The 25,762-nt window shown below is 68.4% G+C and carries 2 protein-coding genes; both read right to left on the bottom strand.

The window, feature by feature from the left end; translation table 11 throughout:
- Window positions 1-28: 28 nt before the first annotated feature.
- Window positions 29-805, bottom strand: coding sequence for an FkbM family methyltransferase (locus ACQHI0_RS09805; protein ID WP_427907612.1), 777 nt, complete (start codon window positions 803-805; stop codon window positions 29-31).
- A complete protein-coding gene (locus ACQHI0_RS09800; RefSeq protein WP_427907611.1) occupies window positions 805-25,218 on the bottom strand; it encodes a non-ribosomal peptide synthase/polyketide synthase in 24,414 nt (8,137 codons plus the stop codon). Before ACQHI0_RS09800 ends, ACQHI0_RS09805 begins: the two co-directional genes overlap by 1 nt.
- Between the last annotated feature and the right edge of the window lie 544 nt (window positions 25,219-25,762).

Raw genomic sequence — 25,762 nt, 5'->3', positions numbered from 1 at the left:
CCAACAGATCCCGCCCTATTCCGCCGGATCACGCCCGCACGGCGTACACCTCGTGCAGTTCGGTGCCTGCCAGTGCGGAGTCCTGGCGGGTGCGTGGAGTGAGGCCGTGAACAGTGAGGACCTCGCAGAATTCGGCGAGGCGCCCGTCGCGATCGTGCACTTCGGCGACGACGGCGCGTATTCGGGACCAGTCGGATTCGGTGATGCCGAGCAGCACATCGAATTCGGCCCGTTCGACGTCGATCTTCAGCACACCGATCTCGGCGGCCGGATCCTGCTCGGCCAGGATCGCCGACACCGTCGTGACCTCGACATCGATCTGCTCGCCGTCGTGCAGGCCGCGGGTGATGAGAGTGATCGCGTCCTCAGGCAGGCCGCTGTTGCGCAGGAAGGTTTTCGTCGCGTCGTCGTCGGCGTCGCGATCGGCGTACAGGCTCGAATTCGCGGTGGCGCGGGGATACCAGGTGAACGGCAGCACTCCGGGCGCCGCGCCCACCGCCACTTCGAGTGCGACGCCGCTCGGCACGTGGGCCGCCATATTGCGGTGCAGACAGTCGTAGATGGCAGGCGCAGGCTCGGCCGCGATCACCCGCACACCCGGGTGCGTTTCGGCGAACACCATCGCACTGAGTCCGATATTGGCGCCGATGTCGACGGCGAGGTCGCCGGGCCGCAGCGTAGCGGCCGCTTGGCGGTAGTACCCGTCGGCGATCATCTCGTTCCAGAGCATGCGCGCCTCGGCGGGGCTGGTGCAGGCGACGGTGCGGCCGTCGTCGAGGCGCAGTTGCTGCTGTGTCGTCGTCATCAGTTCATGAATCCTTCGAGGATCGGGCCGATAACGGCCAGCGCGGACGGGTGGGTCAGTTCGAGGTGGCAAACGTCGAGAACAGTGTTGTGGATACGGCCGGTGACATGCGGTTGCCACGTCTGCGCGATGGCATCGGTGTCGTCACGGTCCCTACCAGCGGTGAAGAAGATCAGGTCACCGTCGAAAGTCCGCGGCTGGTAATCCTCGGCGAGTTTGCCCGCGGTGGAGAAGCTCCCCATCACCCGGTCGACCTGGTCGGCGCTGAACAAGCCGGTGCCGGTGATCTGCTCGCGGATCACCTGCCAAGCCTGCTCGGTGGTGCTCGCGGTGACGGCATCGCCGAGATCGAACAGTTCCCGCCAGCCACCGAGCAGATCGGCCATCAGTTCGCCCGGCGCGGATCCGGTCTCGGGCGTGACCGGTGGCGCATCGACCGCGCTGTCCATCATCGCCAGCAACGCGACCTGATCGCCGCGCTCTTGCAGCTGTATCGCCACCGCATGGGCGATCTCGCCGCCCAGCGACCAGCCGAGCAGGTGGTACGGCCCGCTGGGCTGGGTCCGGCGGATCTCCTCGACGTAGCGCTGGGCGAGCTCGTCGATCGAGGTGGTGTCGGGCTCGTCGGCGACGACGTGCGGGTCCTGCAGGCCGAACACCGGTCGGTCGCCGCGCAGATGGCCGACGAGTCCGCCGTAGAACCAGGCCAGCCCGCCCGCCGGGTGGATCGCGAACAGTGGTGCGGCGTCGCCGGTGGGCCGCAGCGGCAGCAGCACCTGCATGCCCGATTCGGCCTCGGCCTCGTCGACCCTGCGGGCCAGCGCCCGCGGAGTCGCGTCGTCGAACATCCACGGCAGTTCGAGCGGGATGCCGCGGCCGTGGAGTTCGGCGACGGCCATGGTCGCCAGCAGCGAGTTGCCGCCGAGGTCGAAGAATCCGTCGCCGGCGCCGACTCCGGCCACGTTCAGGGTGTGCGCGAAGACCTCGGCGATCGCGATCTCGGCAGGTGTTCGCGGCGCGTCGTATTCGTCTGCTGTGCGTTCGAAGTCGGGTGCGGGCAAGCCTTTTCGGTCGAGTTTGCCGTTGACCGTCACCGGCAGCGCAGGCAGCACCACGATGGCGGAGGGCACCATGTAGCCGGTGAGCAGTTCGGCAGCAGTATCGCGAACCCGCGCCGGGTCGAGTGCGCGCCCGTCGACAGCAACGACGTAACCGATCAACTGATCGACATCCTTGGCGTGGCGATGCACCGTGGCAGCCGCCTGGGCGACGCCGGGATGGCCGAGCAGCGCCGATTCCACCTCGCCCAATTCGATACGGAACCCACGCAATTGGATCTGTGCGTCGGCGCGGCCGAGGTAGTCCAGTTCCAGCCCGTGCAAGCCGCGACGCCACCGGCCGACATCGCCGGTCCGGTACAGGCGGCTCCCTGGCGCACCGAACGGATCGGCGACGAATCGGCCGGCGGTGAGCGCGCCCGCACCGTGATAGCCGCGCGCGAGCTGTCCACCACCGACATAGAGATCACCGGCAACGCCGACCGGCACCGGCCGCAACCGCCTGTCGAGCACAGCGACTGCCATGCCGGGCAGGGCACGACCGATCCCGCCGTCGCCGACCTGATCGACCTCGGCGTAGCTGACGTGCACCGTCGTCTCGGTGATGCCGTACATGTTCACCAGTCGCGGCGAGCCCGCCGGATGCGCGAGGAACCATCCCGTCAGCCGAGACGGATCGAGTGCTTCGCCGCCGAACACGAGGTAACGCAAGGCGAGATCGTCGCCGCCCGCGCCACGGTAGCGGCGCTCGGCATCGACGAATCCGTAGAACGCCGAGGGCGTTTGACTGAGCACGGTGACCCGTTCGCGCGCCACGAGTTCGACGAAGGCGTCGGGCGTGCGCGTGGTGTCGTAGTCGACGACCACCAGCCGCCCGCCCGAGAGCAGCGCGCCCCACATCTCCCAGACCGCGAAATCGAAAGCATAGGAATGGAACAGCGTCCACACGTCGTCGGGACCCACGTCGAATTTCTCGGCGGTATTCGAGAGCAGCGTGACCACGTCACGGTGGGTGACCGCGACGCCCTTGGGCCTGCCGGTGGAACCCGAGGTGTAGATCATGTAGGCGATGTTGTCCGGCAGCGCCGCGGTATTCCGCGCACTCTCGACAGCGGGACCGTCCACCTGAATTGTCGGCCCGTCGAATTCGGGTACCGCCGATGCCATGGCCGAGGTGGTCAGCATGACCACGGGTCGTGCGTCGTCGAGTACGAAGCGCAGGCGTTCGGCCGGGTAGGCCACGTCCAGTGGCAGGTAGCCCGCACCCGACAGCACCACTGCCAGCAATCCGACCACCAGATCGGCCGAACGCGGCAACGCCACAGCCACCAGGGTTTCCGGGCCTGCACCGGACGCGATCAGCTGGGTGGCCACACTCTTGGCGCGCCGATCCAGTTCCGCGTAGGTCAGGACCGTCGCCCCATCGGTCACCGCCACCGCGTTCGGCGCGGCCTCGACCCGGCGTGCGAACAAACCACCGATCGTTTCCTCGGGAACCTGAACTCCCGCTACACCAGCGGCATCGAGAACCTCCTGGCGCTGCCCCGGTTCCAGGAACTCGATGTCGCCGACGACGGCGTGCGGGTCGGTCGTGACGGCCTCGAGAATGCGCAGATACCAGCGCGCGAACCGCTCCATCGACTCTTCTACGAAAAGGTCTGTGGCGTAGGTCAATCGGCCCATAGTGCCCAGCGGGTTACCGTCCACGTCGAATCGCTCGACCAGCTTCACATTGAGATCCGACTGCGCCTGCTCGACGAAGTCCTCGACCGGTTCCACCGTGATCCCGGGCAGATCGAGGACCACCTGGTCCAGATTCTGGTAGTCGATCGTCACCTGGTAGAGCGGTAGGTGCGCGGTCGAACGCGGCGGGTTCAGTGCCTCGACGACCTGTTCGAAGGAGACCTCGGCGTGCGCGAGTGCCGCGAGGTCGGCGGCCATGACGTCGGCGAGGAGCGCGTCGAAGGGCTTGTCCGAGGGGACGGCCGTGCGGAGGACGACGGTGTTGACGAACATGCCGATCAGGTCGTCCAGTTCGCGTTCGCCGCGCCCGGAAACCGGTGTGCCGACCGCAATGTCACCGGTGTCGGCAAGCCGCGCGAGCAAGACGGTCAGCGCGGCGTGTGCCACCATGAACGGCGTCGCGCCCGCTGCCCGCGCGACCGCGGCGATCCGCTCCTGCAACCCCGGCTCGATCGTGAAATCGACCATCCTCCCCCGCATCGACGCGACCGGCGGGCGTGGCATATCCGTGGGCAGTTCGAGAAGTTCCGGCAGCCCGGCGAGGGCGCCGCGCCAGTAGTCCAGCTGACGTGACAGCAGCGACTCCGGATCGTGCTCGTCGCCGAGCAGATCATGCTGCCACAGTGCGTAATCGGGGTACTGGACAGTGAGCGGCGGCCAGGCGGGCGCGCTCGCGGTGGTGACGGCGTGATAGGCAGCCGCGACGTCGCGGGCGAGTGGGATCATCGACAGCCCGTCCGCGCAGATGTGGTGCACGGCGATCACCAGCACGTGGGCGTCGGAGCCGAGAGCGAACAGTTCGGCCCGCACCGGCGGCGCCTCGGTGACCTGGAAGCTGGCCGAGAGAACCGCCGCGGCCGCCGTCGGCAGCACCGACTCCTCGATGACGACCGGGATCAGGTCCGGGACGACCTCGTCGGCATCGACGACGACCTGGTGCGGAATACCGTCCACCACCGGGAATTTCGTGCGCAGCGATTCGTGACGGTCGATCACCATCGCGCAGGCGGTGCGCAGCGCGGCGACGTCGAGCGCTCCGGTCAGCCGGATCACCAACGGCACGTTGTAGGCGCCGACCGAGGTGTCGAGCTGGTTGAGGAACCACATCCGGTGCTGGGCGGGTGAGAGAGGCACCGCGCCCCCGCCGGGCCGCTGGGTCAGGGCCGGGCGTTCGACCCGGTCACGGCCGGTGAGCCGAAGGGCGAGGTCGGCCATTCGCGGGTACTCGAACAGGTCGCGCACCGCCACTCGAATGCCGAGTGCGGAGCTCAGTCGAGCGGTCAGTCTCGTGGCGGTGAGGGAATTGCCGCCGAGGTCGAAGAAGTTGTCGCGCATGCCCACTCGGGGCAGGTCGAGCACTTCGGCGCAGATATCGGCGACCAGCTGCTCGGTCGAGCCGGTCGGGGCCAGGTACCCGACGGCGGCGAACGTCGGTGTCGGGAGGGCGGTCCGGTCGAGTTTCCCGGTGGTGGCCAGTGGAAGCTGGTGCAGCACAACGCAGATGTCGGGAACCATGTGGGCCGGTAGCCGGCGGCGGGCCGCGGCTCGCACCCGCTCTGGGTCGACGGCGTCGCCGACGAGATAGCCGACGAGATGGTCGGTGCCGTTGTCATCGGTGCGCAGCAGCGCCACCGCGTGGGCGACGGTGGGCTGGTCGACGAGGACGGCCTCGATCTCACCGAGTTCGATCCGCTGGCCGCGGATCTTGACCTGATGATCGGCGCGGCCCAGGTAGTCGAGTGTGTGCTCGGCGGTCCAGCGGACCCGGTCGCCCGTGCGGTACATGCGCGTGCCCGGATCGTAGGGGTTGGCGAGGAAGTTCGCGGCGGTGGCGGCAGATCGGCCGAGGTATCCGCGCGCCAGCTGGACGCCGCCGACGTACAGTTCGCCGGTCACACCGATCGGTACGGGCCGCAGGCGCGAGTCGAGCACCATCGCGGAGGTTCCGCGAATCGGGCCACCCAGGGTGATGGATTCCCCCGGTGTCAGCGGGTCGCTGATAGCGACCATGATCGTCGTCTCGGTGGGGCCGTAGCCGTTGAACAGACGGCGCCCGGGCGCCCAGACGGCCGCGAGTTCGGCCTGTACCGCCTCGCCACCGGCGACAAGTACCGCGAGGCTGTCGAGCCCGTCGGGTGACATGGTCGCGAGCACGGTCGGGGTGAGGAACGCGTGGGTGACCGCGTTGTCTCCGATGACAGCGGCCAGCTCGGTACCCGCGTAGGTATCGGGCGGCGAGATGACCAGCGTGGCGCCGTGCGGGTGGGCCATCAGGATCTCGAGCATGACGGCGTCGAATCCCGGTGCGGCACACTGCAGTACCCGTGAGTCGGGGGTGACGGAGTACCGCTCCCGTTGTTCGGCGGCGAAATTCGCCAGACCGGTCTGGGTGACCGCGACACCCTTCGGGGTACCGGTGGTGCCGGAGGTGAAGATGACGTAGGCCAGGTCGGTATCGAGGACATTCCGCCGCACCGGCACTCGGCCGGGATCGGCGGCGCGTATCGGCGCGGAGGCCGGATCGTCGACGACCAGCCGCACCCACTCCCCTTCCGGGACACCGCTACTCGTGTCCACGACGGTCAGCACGACGCGGGCCGCGCTGTCGGAGAGCATGAGCGCCAGCCGCTCCGCAGGGTTGCGTGGATCGAGCAGCGCGCAGGCGGCACCCACCTCGGCGAGCGCCCAGATCGTGGTGATCAGCTCGATCGAGCGCGGCATGACGACGCCGACGGTGTCGCCCACTTCGACGCCGTGGTCGAACAGCCAGTGCGCCAACCGATGTGCGCTGGCATCCAGCTCCGCGAAGCTCACCGTCTCGGAGCCGTAGATCACCGCCGGACCGTCAGGCCGCTCGGTCACGCCGTGCCGCAACAGGTCCGTCAATGCCTCGGGCGCCGCCTGCGCCGCACCTCTGGCCGGGACCAGTGTCGCGCGCTCTGCCGCAGACAACAGGTCGATGTCGCCGACCCGTCGTCCAGCGTCGGCCGCGACGGCGCGCAGGACCCGCTCGAGGCGATCGGCGAGCCCCTCGGCGGTCACGCTGTCGACGCGGGCAGCCTGGTAGCGCACGCGGATGTGCAGGGTGTCGGTGTGGTGGGCCTGCACGGTGATCGGGTAGTGCGCGGCATCGGTGCCGACCACCTCGGTGACCCGCACACCGTCGATATCGGCATCGCCGACTCCGCTGCTGTCGACCGGGTAGGACTCGAACGCCACCAGGGTGTCGAACAGTTGCCCGCCGCCGACGGCCGCCATGATGCCGGACAGTTCGATGTGGTGGTGATCGAGCAGCCGGGTCTTGTTCGCCTGCAACTGTCGCAGCGTGGCCACGATGGTCCGGTCGCCGCGCACGTGGACGGGGGCCGGCAGTGTGTTGATGAACAGCCCGATCATCGACTCGACGCCCGGCACCTCGGCGGGCCTGCCGGAGACGGTCTCGCCGAACACGATCCGGTCGCGGCCGAGCTGATCGGCCAGCACCGTCGCCCAGGCGAACTGCACGATCGTCGACATCGTGGCACCGCAGGTACGGGCGAGTTCGGTCAGGGCGGTGGTGATGTCGTCGTCGAGATCGATACTCAGGTCGGTCGGTACCTCGACAGTCGCCGCACCGCCTGTCTCGCCGATCAACGTAGGTTCGGTGAAGCCCGCCATGGTGTCGCGCCAGATCTCGACACCGGCGGCGTTGTCGCGCCGTGCCAACCAGCTCAGGTAGTCGCCGTAGGACGGCGCGGGCGGCAGGAGGCCCGAATCGGCGCCCGCCGCATACAGCCCGACCAGGTCGCGCAGCAGCAGTGGCAGTGACCATCCGTCGAGCAGCAGGTGGTGCGCGGTCAGGATCAACCGGCTTTCGGTGGGTGCGACGGCGACGAGGACGAAGCGCACCAGCGGCGGATCGGCGGGGTCGAAGGCCGTTTCGCGTTCGGCGGCGAGGATCTGTGGCAGTGCCGCCGCCGATGCTTCGACACTGCGCCAGTGCAGCGCGGATGCCCGCGGAACGACCTGCGCCACACCACCATCGGTCGTCCGGGTGAACGCGGCCCGCAGGTTCGGGTGCCGCGCCAGCAGATCCGCCGCGGCCTGCCGCAGACGGGCCGTGTCGAGCGGGCCGGTCAGCGTCATCTCCGATTGCGCCGTGTACACGTCGAGTTCGCCCGCGGCGAGCTCGGCATGGAACAGCAGTCCTGCCTGCAACGGCGCCATCGACCAGACGGTGTCGACCGGCCCATACCGTTCGGTGAAAATGTCGAGGTCTTGCTGGGTCAGGGCGACCAGCGGGGTGTCGGACGGGGAAAGCCCCCAGTCTTCTTCTCGGACTGCGGCTTCCGCGAGCTCGGCCAGCGTTGTCGCCCACTCGTCGAGGAGTTCGCGGACGTCGTCGCGATCGAGGATCCGGGCGGCGTAACCGACCTGCGCGACGAGGGTCGGACCGTCCGGTGTGTCGATGATGCTGGTGTCGATGGTCAGTGTGCCAGCCGCGGGCATCTTCGGATCGAAGGAGCCCTGGTGGTCGAATTCCTCGCCGGCGGGAATCCAGGCGAGCCCGGACAGTGCCGACAGATCGACACCTGCCCGGCCGAGGTTGTTGAAACTGATCTGGGGTTCGGGCAGCGCAGCGAGCAGGTCTGCGGTCTCCGGGTTCAGGTATCGCAGCATGCCGTAGCCGATGCCCTTGTCGGGCACGGCCCGCAACTGTTCCTTGACCGCCTTCACCGCGGCGCGCGGATCGGTGCCGTCGAGGTCGAGGTCGACCGGGTAGGCGCTGGTGAACCAGCCGACGGTGCGCGACAGGTCCGCGCCCGGTGCGAGTTGTTCTTCGCGGCCGTGGCTTTCGAGAAGGATTCGGGCACCGGAGTAGGTGACACCACGCCTCGCCCGCCAACGACCCAGCGCCAGCGCGAGGCTCGCGAGCAAGGCGTCGTCGGTGGTCGCGTGCGCTGCCCGTGGCACAGCGCCGAGCAGCGCGGTGGTCAGGTCGACGGACAGCGTCGAGGTCAGACGCTCGACGGTGGCGTGCACGTCGACGGCCGGGTCGAGGGCACCGCGTCCGAGCAACGGTTCGGAGCGCGAACCCATGCGCCGCCACAGCGGCACTTCGTCGATCCGGTTGCCTGCCGCGGTCGACACGGCCGCCGCCCATCTGCGCATCGAGGTGCCGACCTCGGGTAGTTCGACCGGGACGCCTTGCTCGATCCGCTGCCACGTGGCGACGAAGTCCGGGATCAGAATGCGCCAGGAGACGCCGTCGACGACCAGATGGTGGATCACGATCAGCGCGCGCCCTCGAGAGACCACGCCGGGCTCCGGTAGCAGGCACACGACCTGCACCATCACGGCATTCGCCGGGTCGAGCCTGGCCGAGGCACCCGCGAGGGCGTCCTCGACCAGGGTCGCGAACTCCGCACTGCCGGGGGCACTCTCGGCTCCGAACGTGCGGATCGACACCGAACGCTCGGCGTCCATGGTGCCGCGAGGCAGCACCTCGAGTGCGCTGGGGCCCAGTGGAACACCCAGGTCGCCGTGGCCCTCCCGCGACACATCGGGGTGTGTCACGCGTGCGCGCAGCATGTCGTGTCGATCCGCTACCGCTCGGACCGTGGCGATCACGTCTGCCGGACGTGCGTCGCCGGGCAACTCGACCAGCAGTGACTGTGCGAATCGGTCACCGGCGGGACGGTCCAGGTACCAGGACACGATCGGTGTCCGGGCTATGGCGCCGATACCGCCGCCGGGGAGTTCGTCGAGGGTCAGCCGGCCGGCGTCCTCGGCGACGGCGGCCAGCCCACGAACGGTCTTGTGCTCGAAGATGTCTCGTGCGGTGACGACCACGCCTGCGGTCTTCAATCGCGATGCCAGCTGGATCGACATGATCGAGTCACCACCGAGCGCGAAGAATGATTCGTCGATTCCCACCGAACCGACCCCGAGCACCTCGGCGAAGATGCCCCCGATGGTCATTTCCAGCTCGGTCGACGCGGTGCGCACCGCTGAATCCGTCAGCTCGGCAACGGGTTCGGGCAGCGCGTGCCGGTTCACCTTTCCGGTCGCCGACACCGGCATCTCGTCCAGAACCATGAGCACCCCGGGGACCATGTGCTCCGGCAGGGCGCCCGCGATCCGGTCGCGGATCGCGGCCGTGTCTATCGCGGCACCGTCGTCGGCCACGAGGTAGGCGGCAAGCACCGGTTGTCCGGCATGGCCGCGCCTGCTCACCGTGACCGCCGAGGCGACGTTCGGGCAGACGACCAGCGCCGCGTCGATCTCGCCGAGTTCCACCCGCTGACCACGGATCTTGACCTGGAAGTCGGCGCGACCCACGTATTCGATGGCCTGCTCGGCAGTCCAGCGCACCAGGTCGCCGGTGCGATACATCCGGGTCCCCGGCTCGCCGTACGGATCGGCGGCGAATGCGCTCGCGCTCGCCCCCGGCCGATTCAGATAACCGCGGGCCAGCGCGCTGCCTGCCACGTACAGCTCACCGACGACGCCGACCGGTACCGGCCGCAATCGACCGTCGAGCACGACGGCGCGCACCCCGCGGATCGGGGCACCGATGGTGATCGGGTCGCCCGGCCGCAACTCGGCGCTGACGCTCACCGCGACCGTGGCCTCGGTCGGCCCGTACACATTGTGGAAGCGGCGGCCCGGCGCCCAGGCGGCGACGAGTTCGGCGGAGAGCGCTTCACCACCAACGGTCAGCATCTGCAGCGTCTCCAGGCCGTCGGGTCGCAGCGTCGCGAGCACGCTCGGCGTGAGGAACGCATGCGAAACCTGGTGCCTACGAATCAGTTCGGTCAGTTCCGAACCGGCGAAAACCTCGGCAGGCGACACGACCAGCGTGGCACCTGCCGCGTAGGCCATCAGCGATTCCATGATCACCGCATCGAAAGCGGGCGCGGCGACCTGCAGGACCCGCGACATCCGATCCACCTGATAGTGCTGGTGCTTCTCCGCCGCGAAGGCCGACAGGCCGGCGTGTGTGACGACGACGCCCTTCGGCGTGCCGGTCGAGCCGGAGGTGTACACCAGATACGCGGCGTCATCCAGGCGCGCGGCGGGGAAGGCCGGATCGATTGTCGTGCTGGACAGTTCGGCGATCACATCACCGTTGCCGAGGTACACCCAATCGACCGTGTCCGGCAACGCCGAACGCGCAGCGCTCACTGTCACACCGAGCGTGACGCGGGAGTCCTCGACCATGTGCGCGAGCCGATCGGCCGGGTAGCGCAGATCCATCGGCATGAACGCCGCACCGGTTTTCGTGATCGCCCACAGCGCGACGTGAAACGCTACCGACCGCGGAACAGCCAGGGCAACAAACGTTCCCGGTGCCGCACCGGCTCGCGACAACAGTGCCGCCAGCTGGTCGGATCGCCGGTCGAGTTCGCCATAGGTCAGGGTTTCGTCGTCGCCGATCAGGGCAGTGGCCATCGGGTCGGCGGCAGCGACGGCGAGCAAGGCGGGCAATGTCTTCGGCACCACGGCTGTCTCGCGCCCGGCGGGGAGCAGCTGTGCGGTCTCCTCTGCGCTCAGCAGGTCGATGGCATCGATCGTTGTCTCCGGCTGCCTGGTGACCGTGTCGAGGACGCGCAGCAGGCGGTCGGCGAATCGGGTCGCGGTGGCGGCGGTGAACAGGTCGGTGGCGTAGACGATCTCGCCGTCGATTCCGCCGTCGGCCCGCTCGTTCAACAGCACCGTGAGATCGGTCTTGGCCTGTGACACACCGGGATCGAGCACTTCGACGCCGATGTCGTCGAGTTCGAATCGTGCGGGGTCGGCAGTGCGGAAGCCGAGCATCACCTGGTAGAGCGGCGAATAGGCGGTCGACCCCGCCCGGTCGAGGATCTCGACCAGCCGCTCGAACGGCACGTCGGCGTGGGCGAGGGCCGCCAGGTCCGTGCCGCGCACCTCGGCCAGGAACGCACGGAACGTCAGGTGCCCGGCGACGCGGGTTCGCAACACCACTGTGTTGACGAACATGCCGACCAGATCGTCGAGTTCGGGGCGTCCGCGGCCACTGACGGGCGTGCCGATCGTGATGTCGTCGCTGTGCGCGGTTCGCGAGAGCAGGATCGACAGGGCCGCGTGCAGAACCATGAACACCGTGACGCCCTCGCGGCGGGCGAGTTCGACGACAGCGTCGTGCAGCTCCGGCGCGACGGTGAAGCCGACGCTGCCACCGTCCATCGTCAGTACCGCGGGACGCGGGCGGTCGGTCGGGAGTGCGAGCAGCTCCGGCGCGTCGGCGAGAATCCGCTGCCAGTAGGCGATCTGCCGTCCGGACAGCGACGTGGGGTCGTCGTCGGCGCCGAGCAGCGTTCGCTGCCAGACCGCGTAGTCGGCGTAGTCGACCGGCAACGACGGCCACAGCGGTGTCGTGCCGGTGCGGCGAGAGCGGTAGGCGGCGAACACATCTCGGGCCAGCGGCGCCATCGACGCACCGTCCGCGGCGATGTGGTGCACCACCACGATCAAGATGTGTTCCTCGGTGCCTGTGCGATAGAGCCGGACGCGGACCGGCGTGTTCGTCGCGATGTCGAAGCCCGACTCCACGGCCTCGCGCATCCGGTCGGTCAGGAGCGTGTGATCGTCGAGCGTGGCGAGTTCGATATCCGCGACGCCGACCGTACTGTCCTGGACGAGCTGACGCGGTTGCCCGCCCACCGAGGGGTAGATCGTGCGCAGGGTTTCGTGGCGGGTGACCACATCGCCCATCGCCGCGCGCAGTGCCGCCACATCGAGCGGTCCGGTCAGCCGCGCCGCGAATCCGATGTTGTACGCCCCGGAACCGGGGTCGAGCTGGTTGAGGATCCAGATACGCCGCTGCGCCGCTGCCAGAGGGATCTCGGCGAGATCGTCGCGACGTTCCAGCGGTGCGCCGGCCTGCTCGTCCCGCGCGGCGATTCGTTCGGCCAACTCGGCGACGCTCGGCGCCTCGAAGACGTCACGCACTCTGACCCGCACACCTAGCGCGTCTTCTGCGCGGGCCGCGACCTGAGCGGCCGACAGCGAGTTGATGCCGATATCGAACATGTCGGCATGGACGCTGACCTGTTCGGTGCCGACGATCTCCGCGACAATCTTCGCCAGCACGGCCTCGCGATCGGTGCGGGCAGCGAATTCAGCCGCCATCTCGGCTCGATCCGCCGCGTTGTCGGCCGGGGACCCGACGGCGCCTTCGGCATCGCCGAACTCGACATGCGACAGAGCCGACCGGTCCAACTTTCCATTGGAGTTGTACGGCAGGGTGTCGAGCACCTGCACCATCGTCGGCACCAGATAGGACGGCAACAGCCTGGTGAGCTGCTTACGGACCTTCGACCCGTCGAGGGTCGTGCCGGGAAGCGGGCAAACATAGGCTGTGATCCGGTCGGCGGTCACTACCGCTGCCGCAGCCGAGACCATGTCGATCGAACGCAACGCCGCTTCGATATCCGCGGGCTCGACCCGCTGTCCGTGGAACTTGACCTGGAAGTCGCCGCGGCCGACGTATTCCAAGGTGCCCGCGGGTGTCCAGCGGGCCAGATCGCCGGTGCGGTAGAGGCGTTGCCCCGGCGCGCCGAACGGGTCGGCGAGGAAAGCACCGCACGTCAGATCTGAGCGGTTGTGGTAGCCGCGGGCCAGCTGAACGCCCGACACGTACAGCTCACCGACAACCCCGGCCGCAACCGGCCGTAGTCGCGCGTTCAGCACATACGCCGACATGCCCGAGACCGGGTATCCGATCGGAACACTGCGCGGCGCAACGGGATCCATCGTGCATCGATAGGCCGTCACGACTTCCGCTTCGGCGGGGCCATACCAGTTGACCACCTCGGCGGCGTCGAAAACCTGAAGGGCACGTTCGGCGGTGCGCTGGGCCAGCGCCTCGCCGGACGGGAAGACATAGCGGACCGACGGCAGTCGCGTCCTGCCCGGGCGCTCGAGCAGCACGTCCAGCATCGAGGGGACGAAATGCACGGTGGTCACCCGCTCGTCCGCGATGACCTCGGCCAGATAGGTGGGGTCGCGGTGACCACCAGGCTCGGCCACGACGATCCGCGCGCCGGTCTGCAACGGCCAGAACAACTCCCACACCGCGATGTCGAAGGTGATCGGGGTCTTGTGCAGCACCACATCCGACGACTCGTGCGGGAATTCGGCTTGGGCCCAGGCCAACTGGTGAACCGTGGCCGCGTGGGTGAGCGCCACACCCTTGGGTGCGCCGGTCGAACCGGAGGTGAACAGGATGTAGGCGGTGTTGTCGGCACGCAGCGGTGCGCGGCGCTCGAGGTTGCCGACAGGTCCGGCGGGCCGGGTGCTCAGATCCAGTTCGTCGAGCCGGATGCGCTCGATGTCGCCGGGGAGGGCGCTCTCGTCGCCGGAGGTGGTGACGACCAGCAGCGGCCCGGCCACCGTGAGGACATGCGCCAGCCGGGCAGTGGGGTGATCCGGGTCGAGCGGAACGAACGCGGCACCGGACTTCACGACCGCGTAGACGGCGGTGACGAGGTCGAGCGAGCGATGAATCGCCACGGCCACTGTGGTTTCCGGGCTCGCGCCGAGATCGATGAGGTGGCGGGCCAGTCGGTTGACATCTTCGTCGAATTCGCGGTAGGTGCGGGTGGGGCCGCCCGGGACTCGGATGGCGACGGCGTCCGGGGTGCGTGTGACCTGCTCGTCGAAGGCATCGACGAGCGTACGGTCACGGCTCACCGATGGCGCGTCCTGCGGGCGCAGCAGACGGCCGAGGGTCGCCTCGTCGACGAGATCGATCTCCCCGACGACAGTGCGCGCGTCGGTGCTGGCAGCGTCGAGTACGCGCACGAACTGTTCGGTGAACCGGCGCGCGGTGCCGTCGTCGAACAGGTCGGTGGCATAGGTCAGGCGCAGATTCAGGCCCGCGATCTCGTTGTGCGGGCCGCGGTCCTCGGTGACCATCAGCAGCAGGTCACAGATCGCGGCGTCGGCGCCGACATCGATACTGCCGACTTCGAGCCCCGGCAGCTCGAGCCGGGCGGGCGGCATGTTCTGATAGGCGAGCATCACCTGGAAGAGCGGCGAATGTGCGGTCGAGCGAGCCGGATTCAGCACTTCCACCAACTGTTCGAACGGCGCCGAGGCATGGTCGAACGCTTCGATGTCGGTGCGCCGGGTCAGCTCGATCAGGTCGTCGAATCGCTGTCCCGGGCGGACGCGGGTACGCAGGACGAGTGTGTTGACGAACATCCCGACGAGGCGGTCGAGGGATCGGTCACCGCGCCCCGCGTACGGGATGCCGATGGCGATGTCGTCGCTGCCCGACAACTGCGCGAGCAGGACGGCAAGCGCGGTGTGCGCCACCATGAACGGGGTCACGCCGTGGAGCCGGGCCAGCTCTGCCATCGCTTGCGCGATCGGCGCGGGAACTCGCGCGTGCACGGTCGCGCCGCGATGGGACTGTTCGAGCGGACGCGGCCGGTCGGTGGGCAGTGCGAGCACATCCGGGATCCCCGCGAGTCGGCTGCGCCAGTACAGCAGGTCGCGACCGAGCGCGGAGCCGGGGGTGGCGAGCAGTTCACGCTGCCACAGCGCGTAGTCGGCGAATTGCACTGGGAGCGGAGCCCATTCGGGTGCAGCACCGACCCGGCGGGCGCGATAGGCCTCGATGATGTCGGCAGCCAGGGGTGCCACCGAGTAGCCGTCGCAATTGATGTGGTGTACCGACAGTGCCAGTGCGTGCGTGGTTTCGGCGAGACGGAACAACGCCAGCCGCAGCGGAGCGCCCACCGAGACGTCGAAGCCGACGCCGAAGAACTGCGTCAACCGCGGGATCAGCTCATCCGCGGTTACCGGATACACGGCGAGATCGCAGGACGCGAGGACTTCCTCGGCGGTCAGCACAACCTGTGCGGGGGTGCCGTCGTGAGCCGGATAGGTGGTGCGCAGGATCTCGTGTCGTCTGATGACATCGTGCAGCGCGGCGGTCACGGCCTCGACGTCGAGTTCGCCGTCGAGGCTGATCGACAGTGGTACAACATAACTCGCCGCCTCGGGGTCGAGCTGGTTGAGCACCCACATCCGGCTCTGCGCGGGCGAGAGCGGAATACGCTCGGGCCGCGGACCCGCCACCGGACGCGCGACATCGCCCACCGCGCGCAGACGCTCGACCCATCCTGCCAATTCCCCCACGGTCGGGGCTTCGAAGATGGCGCGCACCGGAATCGTCACGCCGAGGATTTCGCCGATGCGGCTGAGCGCACGGGTCGCCAGCAGCGAGTTGCCACCGAGGGTGAAGAAGTTCTCGTCGGCGCCGACCCAGGGTGTCTGCACCAGTTCGCCGATCACACCGGCGATCGTCTCCTCGACGATCCCGCGTGGCGGGCGGTGCCGGGTCGCGACGGCGCGGGCGTCCGGCGTGAGGAGGGCGCGGTAGTCGATCTTGCCGTTGGGCGTGAGCGGGATCGAATCAATCCGGATCACCTGCGCGGGAACCATATACGCCGGTAGGCGGCCCAGCAGGAACGTCCGCAGGGAGTCGGCATCGATCGCCTCGTCGCTGACGGCGTAGGCCACGATGACCTGCTCGTCGGCCAGGGTGTGCACCCTGGCGACCGCGGCGCCGATCCGGTCGTGCGCGAGCAGTGCGGCTTCGACATCGCCGAGTTCGACACGCAGGCCGCGAATCTTCACCTGGGAATCACGGCGGCCGAGGTACCGCAGGATGCCGGCCGAGTCCCAGCGGACCAGGTCACCCGTGCGGTAGAGACGCGCACCCGGTGCCGCACCGAGCGGGTCGGCTACGAACGCGGCAGCGGTCAGGTCAGGGCGGGCGTGGTAGCCGCGGGCGAGTTGCACACCGCCGAGGTACAGCTCACCCGTGACACCCGAGGGCACCGGTCGCAGGCGCGCATCGAGAACGTGCGCAACGACATTCGCCTCGGGAACACCGATGGGCACGGTGGGTCCGTCGAGCTCACCGATCTCCCAGGCGGTGGCACTGACAGCCGCTTCCGTCGGGCCGTACAGATTATCGATCTGCGCCGCGCTCACCTCACGGAACCGGTGGACGGTCGCGGCGTCCAAAGCTTCACCGATGCACAACACTTGGCGCACCGTGGCCAGGTCGCCCGGCGTGACGATCTCGAGGAACGCCGACAGGAGCGAGGGCACGAAATCGGCCACCGTCACGCCGTGCCGGGCGATCAATCCGGCGATGGCGGCAGGGTCGGTGTGATCGTCCGATCCCGCGACCACGAGCGCCGCGCCCGAGGTGAGGGCGGTGAACAATTCCCACACCGACAGGTCGAAGGTAAACGGGGTGCGCAGGAGCAGCACATCCGGCGAACCGATCCCGTAATGACCGGTGAGCCAACGCAGTTGGTTCACGACGGCATCGTGGGTGACGGCAACGCCTTTGGGCACCCCGGTCGACCCAGAGGTGAAGATCACGTACGCCAGGTCGTCCGGTCGCAACGGGCGGAGGCGATCAGCATCGGTGACCAGCGAGGCATCGGTCGTGGGGGCAGTGAGGTCGGTCAGGCGCCACACCGACACCCCGGTCGGGACGTCGATGTCGTCGCGGATCAGCACGGCGTCCGGTCGCGCGGCGGTGAGCACGGCACGCAACCGATCGATGGGGTGATCGGGGTCGAGCGGGAGGTAGGCGCCACCGGCGGCGTGGACGGCGTAGATCGTGGTGAGCAGCTCGACCGAGCGGGGCATCGCCACCGCCACCACGCTTCCCGGCCCGATACCTCGACCGATCAGCGCTCGTGCCAGCACGGTCACCTCGGCGCCGAACGCGTCGTAGGTGAGTTCGGCCCCGCTGTCGGCGTCGACCACCGCGGTGCGCGTCGGCGTTGCCGCGACCTGCGCCGCGAACAGGTCGGCGATCGTCGCGTCACCGATCGGGGCGTCGGGGCCGGTTTCGCGCTGCGCCAGCTCGGCTAGTTCCCGCGGGCTGAGCAACGGCAGGTCACCCACCGCCATCCCGGGATCGGCGACGACTCCTCGCAGGACGGCGACGAACCGGTCGAAGATCGACGTGATGGTGGATTCGTCGAAAAGGTCTGTCGCGTAGCCGAATTCCACCCGCATGTCGCCGGGAGCACCGTTCGTGTCGACCAGCGTGAGGTGCAGGTCGTACTTCGCGACGCCCGGTTCGGCCAGGTCGGCTTCTACTGTCGAGCCACTGAGGGCCAGGGTCGGGATCTCGATGTTCTGGAACGAGAAACCGACCTGGGTCAGCGGCTCGTGTGCGGTGCTGCGCGGTGGATTGATGACCTCCACCAGCTGTTCGAACGGGATGGCGGCGTTGTCGAACGCGCCGAGATCGCATTCGCGGACGCGGTCGAGGATTTCGGTGAACGGGGCGGCGGGATCGACCCGCACCCGCAGCACCAGCGTGTTGACGAACATGCCGATCAGCGGGTCGAGCGCGGGTTCGCCGCGGCCCGCGACCGGGGTACCCACCGCGATGTCGCCGGTGCCCGACAGCCGCGCCAGCAGGACCGCGAACGCCGCATGGGTCACCATGAACAACGTCGTATCGTGCCTGCGCCCGAGGGCGATGATGTCGCGGTGCAGGTCGGCGGGAATCGTGGCGGACAGGGTCGCGCCGCGGAAGGACTGTCGCGCGGGTCGCGGACGGTCGGTGGGCAGATCGAGCATTTGCGGCAGATCGGCCAGGGCAGCGAGCCAGTACCGGATCTGACCGGCGGCCACGCTGCTCGGATCATCGTGCGCGCCGAGGAGCTTCCGTTGCCACAGTGTGTAATCGGCGTACTGGACAGACAGCGGTGCCCACCCGGGCTCCTCCCCAGCCACACGGGCCCGGTAGGCCACGGCCAGATCCGCCGCCAGCGGCGCGAGCGATGATCCGTCGATGGCGATGTGATGCACGGTGAGCACCACCGTCCACGCGTCGGACGCGGTGCGCAGCACCATGATCCGCAACGGAACTTCGACGCTCACGTCGAACCCGACGGCGGTCTCACTCGCGATCCGGTCCTGGAGCTCGGCTTCGGTGAGCGCGACCGAGGTGAGCGCCGGGACGGCGGTCTCGGTGGGCAGGATCTGCTGCCACGGCCCGCTGTCGCTGTCCGGGTATCGGGTGCGCAGTGATTCGTGCCGGTCGATCACGTCGGTGAGCGCCGACCGCAGTGCCTCGATGTCGAGTGCTCCGGTGATCCGCACGACGACGGGCACGTTGTAGACCGCCGCCGTGGTGTCGAACTGGTTGAGGAACCACATCCGAGCCTGCGCGGGCGAGAGCGGAACCCGATCCGGGCGCTCCTGTGGCACCAGCCGACTGTGCACGGTCCTCGGAACATCCTGCTGCCCAGCGGAATCCAGGCCCCGAGCAAGCGCGTCGACGGTCGGCGTCTCGAACAGTGCGCGCACCGGGAGATCGGTGCCGGACACGTCGGACAGCCGGGCCGCGACCTTGGTAGCGGTGAGCGAGTTGCCACCCAGGTCGAAGAAGTTGTCGAGTGCGCCGACGTGCGAGGCGCCGAGCACATCTCGGTAGACGTCGGCGACGAGTTGTTCGGTGGGCGTGCGTGGCGCGATATCGGTGACGGCGCGCGGGAACACCGGCTCGGGCAGGACAGCCCGATCGAGCTTGCCACTGGCGGTCAGCGGGAAGCGGTCGAGCACCATGCACACATCGGGCACCATGTGCGCCGGGAGCCGGTCGCGGGCGGCCGCCCGGACCTGCTCGGGGTCGACGCCCGCACCGACCAGATAGCCGACGAGCCGGTCGGCGCCCTCGCTGCCGCGGATCACGACCACGGCGTGGGTCACGGCGGGATGCTGCGCGAGTACCGCCTCGATCTCCCCGAGTTCGGTGCGCTGCCCGCGGATCTTCACCTGGTGGTCGGCGCGGCCCAGATACCGCAGGGTGTGTGCCGAGGTCCAGGTGACCAGGTCACCGGTGCGGTACATGCGGGTGCCGTCGCCGCAGGGGTCGGCCACGAAACTCGCCGCGGTCACAGTCGGCCTGCCGAGGTAGCCGCGGGCCAATTGCACACCGCCGATGTAGAGTTCGCCCGCCGTGCCGACCGGCACCGGCTGCATCCGGGCGTCGAGGACCTGCGCCGACATACCGCGAATGGGACCGCCGATGGTGATCGGGCCGTGTGCGGGAACCGGGTCGCTGATCGCGACCATGATCGTGGTCTCGGTGGGGCCGTAGCCGTTGAACAACCGACGTCCCGGTGCCCAGATGGCGCTGAGTTCCGGTGTCAGGGCCTCCCCACCGGAGACCAGCACCTGCAGGCACTCGAGGTCCTGCGGCGACATCGAGGCCAGGACGGTGGGCGTGAGGAAAGCATGGGTAACCTCTTGTACCCGAATGAGTTCCGCCAGTTCCGTGCCGGCGTAGACGTCGGGCGGGGACACGATCAGCGCCGCGCCACCAGGGTGGGCGAGCAGGATTTCCAGCATCACCGCGTCGAATCCGGGACCGGCGGCCTGCAGCACCCGCACAGTGGGCTTCACGTCGTAGCGGTCCTGCTGTTCGGTGGCGAAATTCGCCAACCCCTGGTTGGTGACCTCGACACCCTTCGGCACGCCGGTCGTTCCGGAGGTGTAGATCACGTACGCCACGTCGCCGGGGTGCACGGGCCTGCCGCGGTCGGTGTCGGTCAACGGCGCGGGCGAGTAGCCGGCGGTGACGCTACGCGAGACGGGGTCGGCGACCACGAGCAGCGACCACGGCCCGTCGGGGGCGACGCCCTCGACCTCGGCGCTGGTCAACACCACCCTGGGCGCGCTGTCGGCCAGCATCGAACCGACCCGGTCCAGCGGGTTGCGCGGGTCGATCAGCACCAGGGCCGCACCCGTTTTCGCGACCGCCCACACCGCCACCACGAAGTCGACCGAGCGCGGCAGGACCATCGCCACCACGTCGCCGGGCCGGGCTCCTTCGTCGAGCAGTCGCCGGGCGAACCGGTTCGACAACGCGTCCAGCTCCGCGAAATCCATGCGCTCCGCGCCGGAGACAACAGCCGGACCCTGCGGTGAGATCGCGACACCGCGGGCCAGCAATTCCGCCAGCGCTACGCCGGCTACCGCGTTCGCGCCTCGAACAGGGTGCAGCGCAGCACGTTCGGCGGCCGACAGCAGCTCCACATCGCCGACCGGCACGGAAGGAGTCGCCACCGCCGCGTCCAGGATCCGGCGCAGTCGTACGGCAAGGTGCTCGACGGTGGCGGGGTCGAACAGGTCGGTCGCGTAGTTGATGCGCAACGCCACGTCACCGGCGTGCGCGGCATTCGCGCCGACCGTGACGACGAGGTCCACCTTCGCGGGTTCGGCGCCCGGATCGAGGACGTCCACCGTGAGCCCGGGCAGGCTCAGCCGGGGCAGTTCGGTGTTGTCGAAGGCCAGATACACCTGGCACACGGGTGCGTAGGCTGCCGATCGTCGTGGATCGAGCTCTTCCACGATCCGGTCGAACGGCAGGTCGCCGTGTGCGAAAGCGTCGATGTCGATGTCCTTGACGCGTTCGAGGAGGGCGGTGAACGACTCGTCGCCGCGTATCGATGTGCGCAGTGCCACGGTGTTGACGAACATTCCCACCAGTGGCGCGAGGTCCGGTTCGCCGCGTCCGGCCAGTGGGGCGCCGATCACGATGTCGTCGGTCCCCGACAACCTCGCGAGCAGGAAGGCGAGCGCCGCGTGGATGACCATGAACGGGGTGACGTCCGCGGCGCGGGCAAGCCGCTCGATATCGGCGTAGGTCTCGGCCGGGATCCGCGAGGTGACGACCGCACCGCGCATCGAACGCCGCGCCGGTCGCGGTCGGTCGGCGGGCAGCTCGAGCACTGTCGGTACATCAGCCAATTGGGCTGTCCAGTAACGCAATTGGTCGGCGGCGACCGATTCCGGATCCGTTTCGTCGCCGAGCAGGCGGCGGTGCCAGTCGGCATAGTCGGCATACTGCACCCGCGGCGGCTGCTGATCCGGAGTGATCTCCTGTGTCCGGGCCGAGTAGGCGGCGGCGAAGTCGACGGCCAGGGGCGCCAGCGACACGCCGTCACAGCCGATGTGATGCAGGACGAGCACCAGTACGTGACTGTCGGGGCCGGTCGTCAGCAAGACCGCGCGCAGCGGCGGTCGAGCGCAGACATCGAAGCCGTCGGCGGTCACCTCGCGGATCCGGTCAGCGAGCTCGGCATCCTCGACTCGCTCGGGAACGCCGGCGAATTCGGGCAGCGCGGCCTCGGTCGACAGGATCTCCTGCGTGCCGTGGCCGTCGCGGGCGGGGTAGCGGGTGCGCAGCGATTCATGGCGATCGAGGACGTCGCCCAGCGCCGTGCGCAACGCGGCGGGGTCGAGCCGGCCGGTCAGGCGCAGCACCAGGGGAATGTTGTAGGCGGCGGATTCCGGATCGGTGCGGTTGATCAACCACATCCGGTGTTGCGCGGGAGCCAGCGGCAACAGTCCGTCCCGCGCGATCGGCGCAAGGGTGGGTCGCACCCGGCGCCGTGCCCGGCCGACACACTCGGCGAACCCGGCCACCGTCGGGTTGCCGAACAGATCACGCACCGACAGTTCGCATTCGGTGGCATCGGCGACCTGCGCGACGGCGCCCGCCGCCGTGAGCGAGTTGCCACCCACCTCGAAGAAGCTGTCGAACACGCCGATCCGATCCACACCGAGCACCTCGGCGAAGACGTGGGCGACAGTCTGTTCGGCCTCGGTCCGCGGCGCGACATAGCTCGCCGCGACCCCCGCCGCCGGTTCGGGCAGGGCGCGCAGATCGAGCTTGCCGTTGACAGTCAGTGGCAGTTCGTCGACGACCATCACGACATTAGGGACCATGTAATCCGGCAGCAGCGAACCCGCGTGTACGACAACGGCATCCACATCACAGCCGGCGCCTACCGGTACGACGTATCCCACCAGACGCGCCGCCTCGGTGTCGGCGCGCTGCACCACCACCGCGGCCGAGGCCACCGTCGGGTGCGCCAGCAGCGCCGCCCTGACCTCGTCGAGTTCGATGCGGAAACCGCGCAGTTGCACCTGCTGATCCGCACGCCCGCGGTATTCGAGGTCCCCGTCGTGATCGCGGCGGGCCACGTCCCCGCTTCGGTACATCCGCTTCCCCGGCGCACCCCACGGGTCGGCGACGAACCGGCCCGCGCTCAACGCGGGCTGACCGAGATAACCCCGAGCCAATTGCGTTCCCGCTACGTAGATTTCCCCCCACGCGCCCACCGGCACCGGCCGCAGGCGCCGATCCAGCACGTAGGTACGCAATCCGGGCAGTGCCGTTCCGATCACACTCGGCGCGCCGGGTACTGCCACGTCAGCACTCAGGCCGGTACGAGTGACGAACACGGTGGTCTCGGTGATCCCGAAGCTGTTGACGACGAGCGGCTCCCCGGGATTGTCCGCATACCAGGGCGCCAACGCCGCCGGATCCAGACCTTCGCCGGACAACACCACCACCCGCAGCCCCAGGTGCCCATCGGGTACGCCCGCCGCGAGGTAGCGCCGCTGCGCCGCGGCGAATTGATAGAACGCCGAGGGGGTTTGGCTGAACACGGTGACGCGTTCACGGGCGGCCAGGCGCACCAGTTCATCAGGTGCACGCGCGGTCAGCGCGTCGACGACTACGACGCGACCGCCGGTGACGAGCGGTCCGAAGACCTCCCAGATCGAGTAGTCGAAGGCCACCGAGTGCAGCCACGACCACACGTCGCCGGCCTGAACATCCAGGGCCGCGGTCGCGTTCGCCAGGTAGGTGACGACCGAACGGTGGCTGATCACCACACCTTTCGGCCGGCCGGTGGAGCCGGAGGTGAAGATGACGTACGCGGCGTCGTCGGGACGCAGCGGTGCGGTGCGCTCGTCATCCGTGATCGGATCCGTGGCACCGTCGAGGTCGTCACCCGGCTCGAGAACCAGCACCTCGCCGCCCAGCGGCCAACCGGCATCCTCGACGATGACGACCGCCGGATCGGCCTGGCCGACAACGTATTCCAGCCGCTCCGGCGGATGGGTGATATCCAACGGCAGATACCCGGCCCCGGACTTCAGGACCGCGAGCATCGCGACGATCAAGGGGATGCCACGCGGGAGGGCGATGGCGACCAGCGCTCCCGGACCGGCACCGCGGGCGATCAAGCGCCGAGCGAGTCGCGTGGAGCGTTCGTCGAGCTCCCGGTAGGTGATCGTCGCACCGGCGGCCGTGACAGCGTCGGCGAGCGGAGTCGAATCAGCCTGTCGGGCCAGCGAATCCACCAGGGTCCCGGCCGGTGCGACCCCCGCGATACCGGCCGCCTCGTCGATGATTCCGCGCTCTTGGGCGGACGAGACGAGCGGTAGTTCCACCACCCGCGCGCCGTCGTCGGCCTCGAGGAAGCGGTGCAGGAAGTCGATGAATCGGTCGGCGTGCGCCTCGATATCGCGTCGGCTGTAGAGATTGTCGTTGCCGTGCAGCTCGATGAGCAGCGGCGTATCCGGGCCGGTCCGGTAGAGGTTGATCTGCAGATCTTCGAGCGCGCCCGAGGTGAGCGCGTGATAGCGACCGATGGCCTCGCCCAGCCGGATCTCGGAGTCGAAGAACAAGATATTGAGGACGGGCCCGAAAGTGTTGGCGGAGTTGTCGATCGCGGCCGATTCGCGGCGCAGATCCTCGAAGCGGTAGCGCTGATGACGCAGCGCGGAGACCAGCTCGCTGACCGAGGCCCGCACCAGTTGCGCCACGGTGGTGCTGTCATCGACCGCGAAGCGGATCGGCACCATATTGGCCAGCATCGCCGCGGCGTTGCGCAGCTTGAGCGTGACCCTGGCACTCATCGGGACCGACAGCACCACCTCGTCGGCATCGGTCATCCGTGTGAAGAAGGCCGCGAACGCCGCGACGACGACCTGCGCGGCCGACGCGTCGAGCTCGGCCGAGCGTCGATCGAGCAATGCGCACAGCGCGCCCGGAAGTTCGCGCGCCGCAACCTCGTCCACGGTTCCTGCCCGCGCCGACCGACCGGACAGGCCGGCCGGTGCGGGCAGATCGGCGACCTTGTCCAGCCAGTACCGGCGATCGGTCTCGAACCGCGAGCTCGCCCGGTAGGTCTGCTCTTCCACGGCGATATCGCGTAGGTGAGCGGCCACCAGCCGAGCGGGCGGCCTGTCTTCCGACAGCGCGTTGTAGTACTCGGCGACCCTGCTCACCACGTTGAAGGCGCCGTACCCGTCGATGACGAGATGGTGCGCCCGCGCGTACCACAGGTGCAGGTTGTCGTTGATCCTGATCAGCCGGGTGACCGCGAGTTGATGCTGAGTGATGTCGACCGGTCGCGTGTAGTCGCGGCGCATCCAATCCATGGCCGCTGCGATCGGATCGCGGTGCGCGCCGAAGTCGAGCACGAGTTCGTTGAAGGTGATGCTGCGGTCGACGACCTGGTAGGGACGCCCTTCCACCTCGACCACTCGCACCATCATCGATTCGGTCTCTTCGGCCGCTTCGTGCACCGCTGTGTTGAACAGGGCGACGTCGAGCGGACCGTCGATCTCGACGTATTGCGCGATATTTGTCGCCGGTCCGCTGTGCGCACTATCCGCGAACCACATGCCGTATTGCGCGGAGGAAAGCGGAATCAGATCCCGATTACCGGCACAGCTTTCGACAGACTCCATGATTACCCGACCCCTCGCATGGCTATCGACCTAGCACGGACTTCTGGTACGGAGATCCGTGCGCTTTCCAACCCGCTTCCCCGCCTATCCACGTGTACCACATTCGCCGAATGCGGGTCCATTACTGCCGAGCAGCCATGCGTAATCCCCTTGCCGTTTTCAGGACCGATATCGGTCTCGGCGAACACCGATCCAAGATCCCGCGAGGTGCGGTACCCCGTTGATTCGTGCTCGAAACCTTTCGCTGACATTAGCCTGACAGCAAACACCTGGCACTCGATTTTCGGGGAGCGTCCTAGTAACAATTCAACTCAGGTCTACCGCGAATTCAGGCATTCCGCGCGAGACCAATACTTCGAAGACCGCCCAGGTTGCTGGATCAAGCACGCAATTTCGCACTGTCACCAGCGCAATCATATCTCCGCATGCCGCTTCCACACGTCGCCGACATAAGGCAGATTCCATGCATGAGCGGCTGATTCGGCAACCGTTCGGCATCAACTGATCAAGCGACCGAATCTCTGAAATTTAGGATACGCCGACC

The organism is Nocardia sp. FBN12, assembly GCF_050320175.1.
Lineage (GTDB): Bacteria > Actinomycetota > Actinomycetes > Mycobacteriales > Mycobacteriaceae > Nocardia.
This window is presented reverse-complemented; position numbering and strand designations above follow the sequence as displayed.

Bases quoted from the DNA above. Each gene is read 5' to 3' on its own strand.
- ACQHI0_RS09800 (WP_427907611.1), bottom strand. From the start codon at position 25,218: ATGGAGTCTGTCGAAAGCTGTGCCGGTAATCGGGATCTGATTCCGCTT.
- ACQHI0_RS09805 (WP_427907612.1), bottom strand. From the start codon at position 805: ATGACGACGACACAGCAGCAACTGCGCCTCGACGACGGCCGCACCGTC.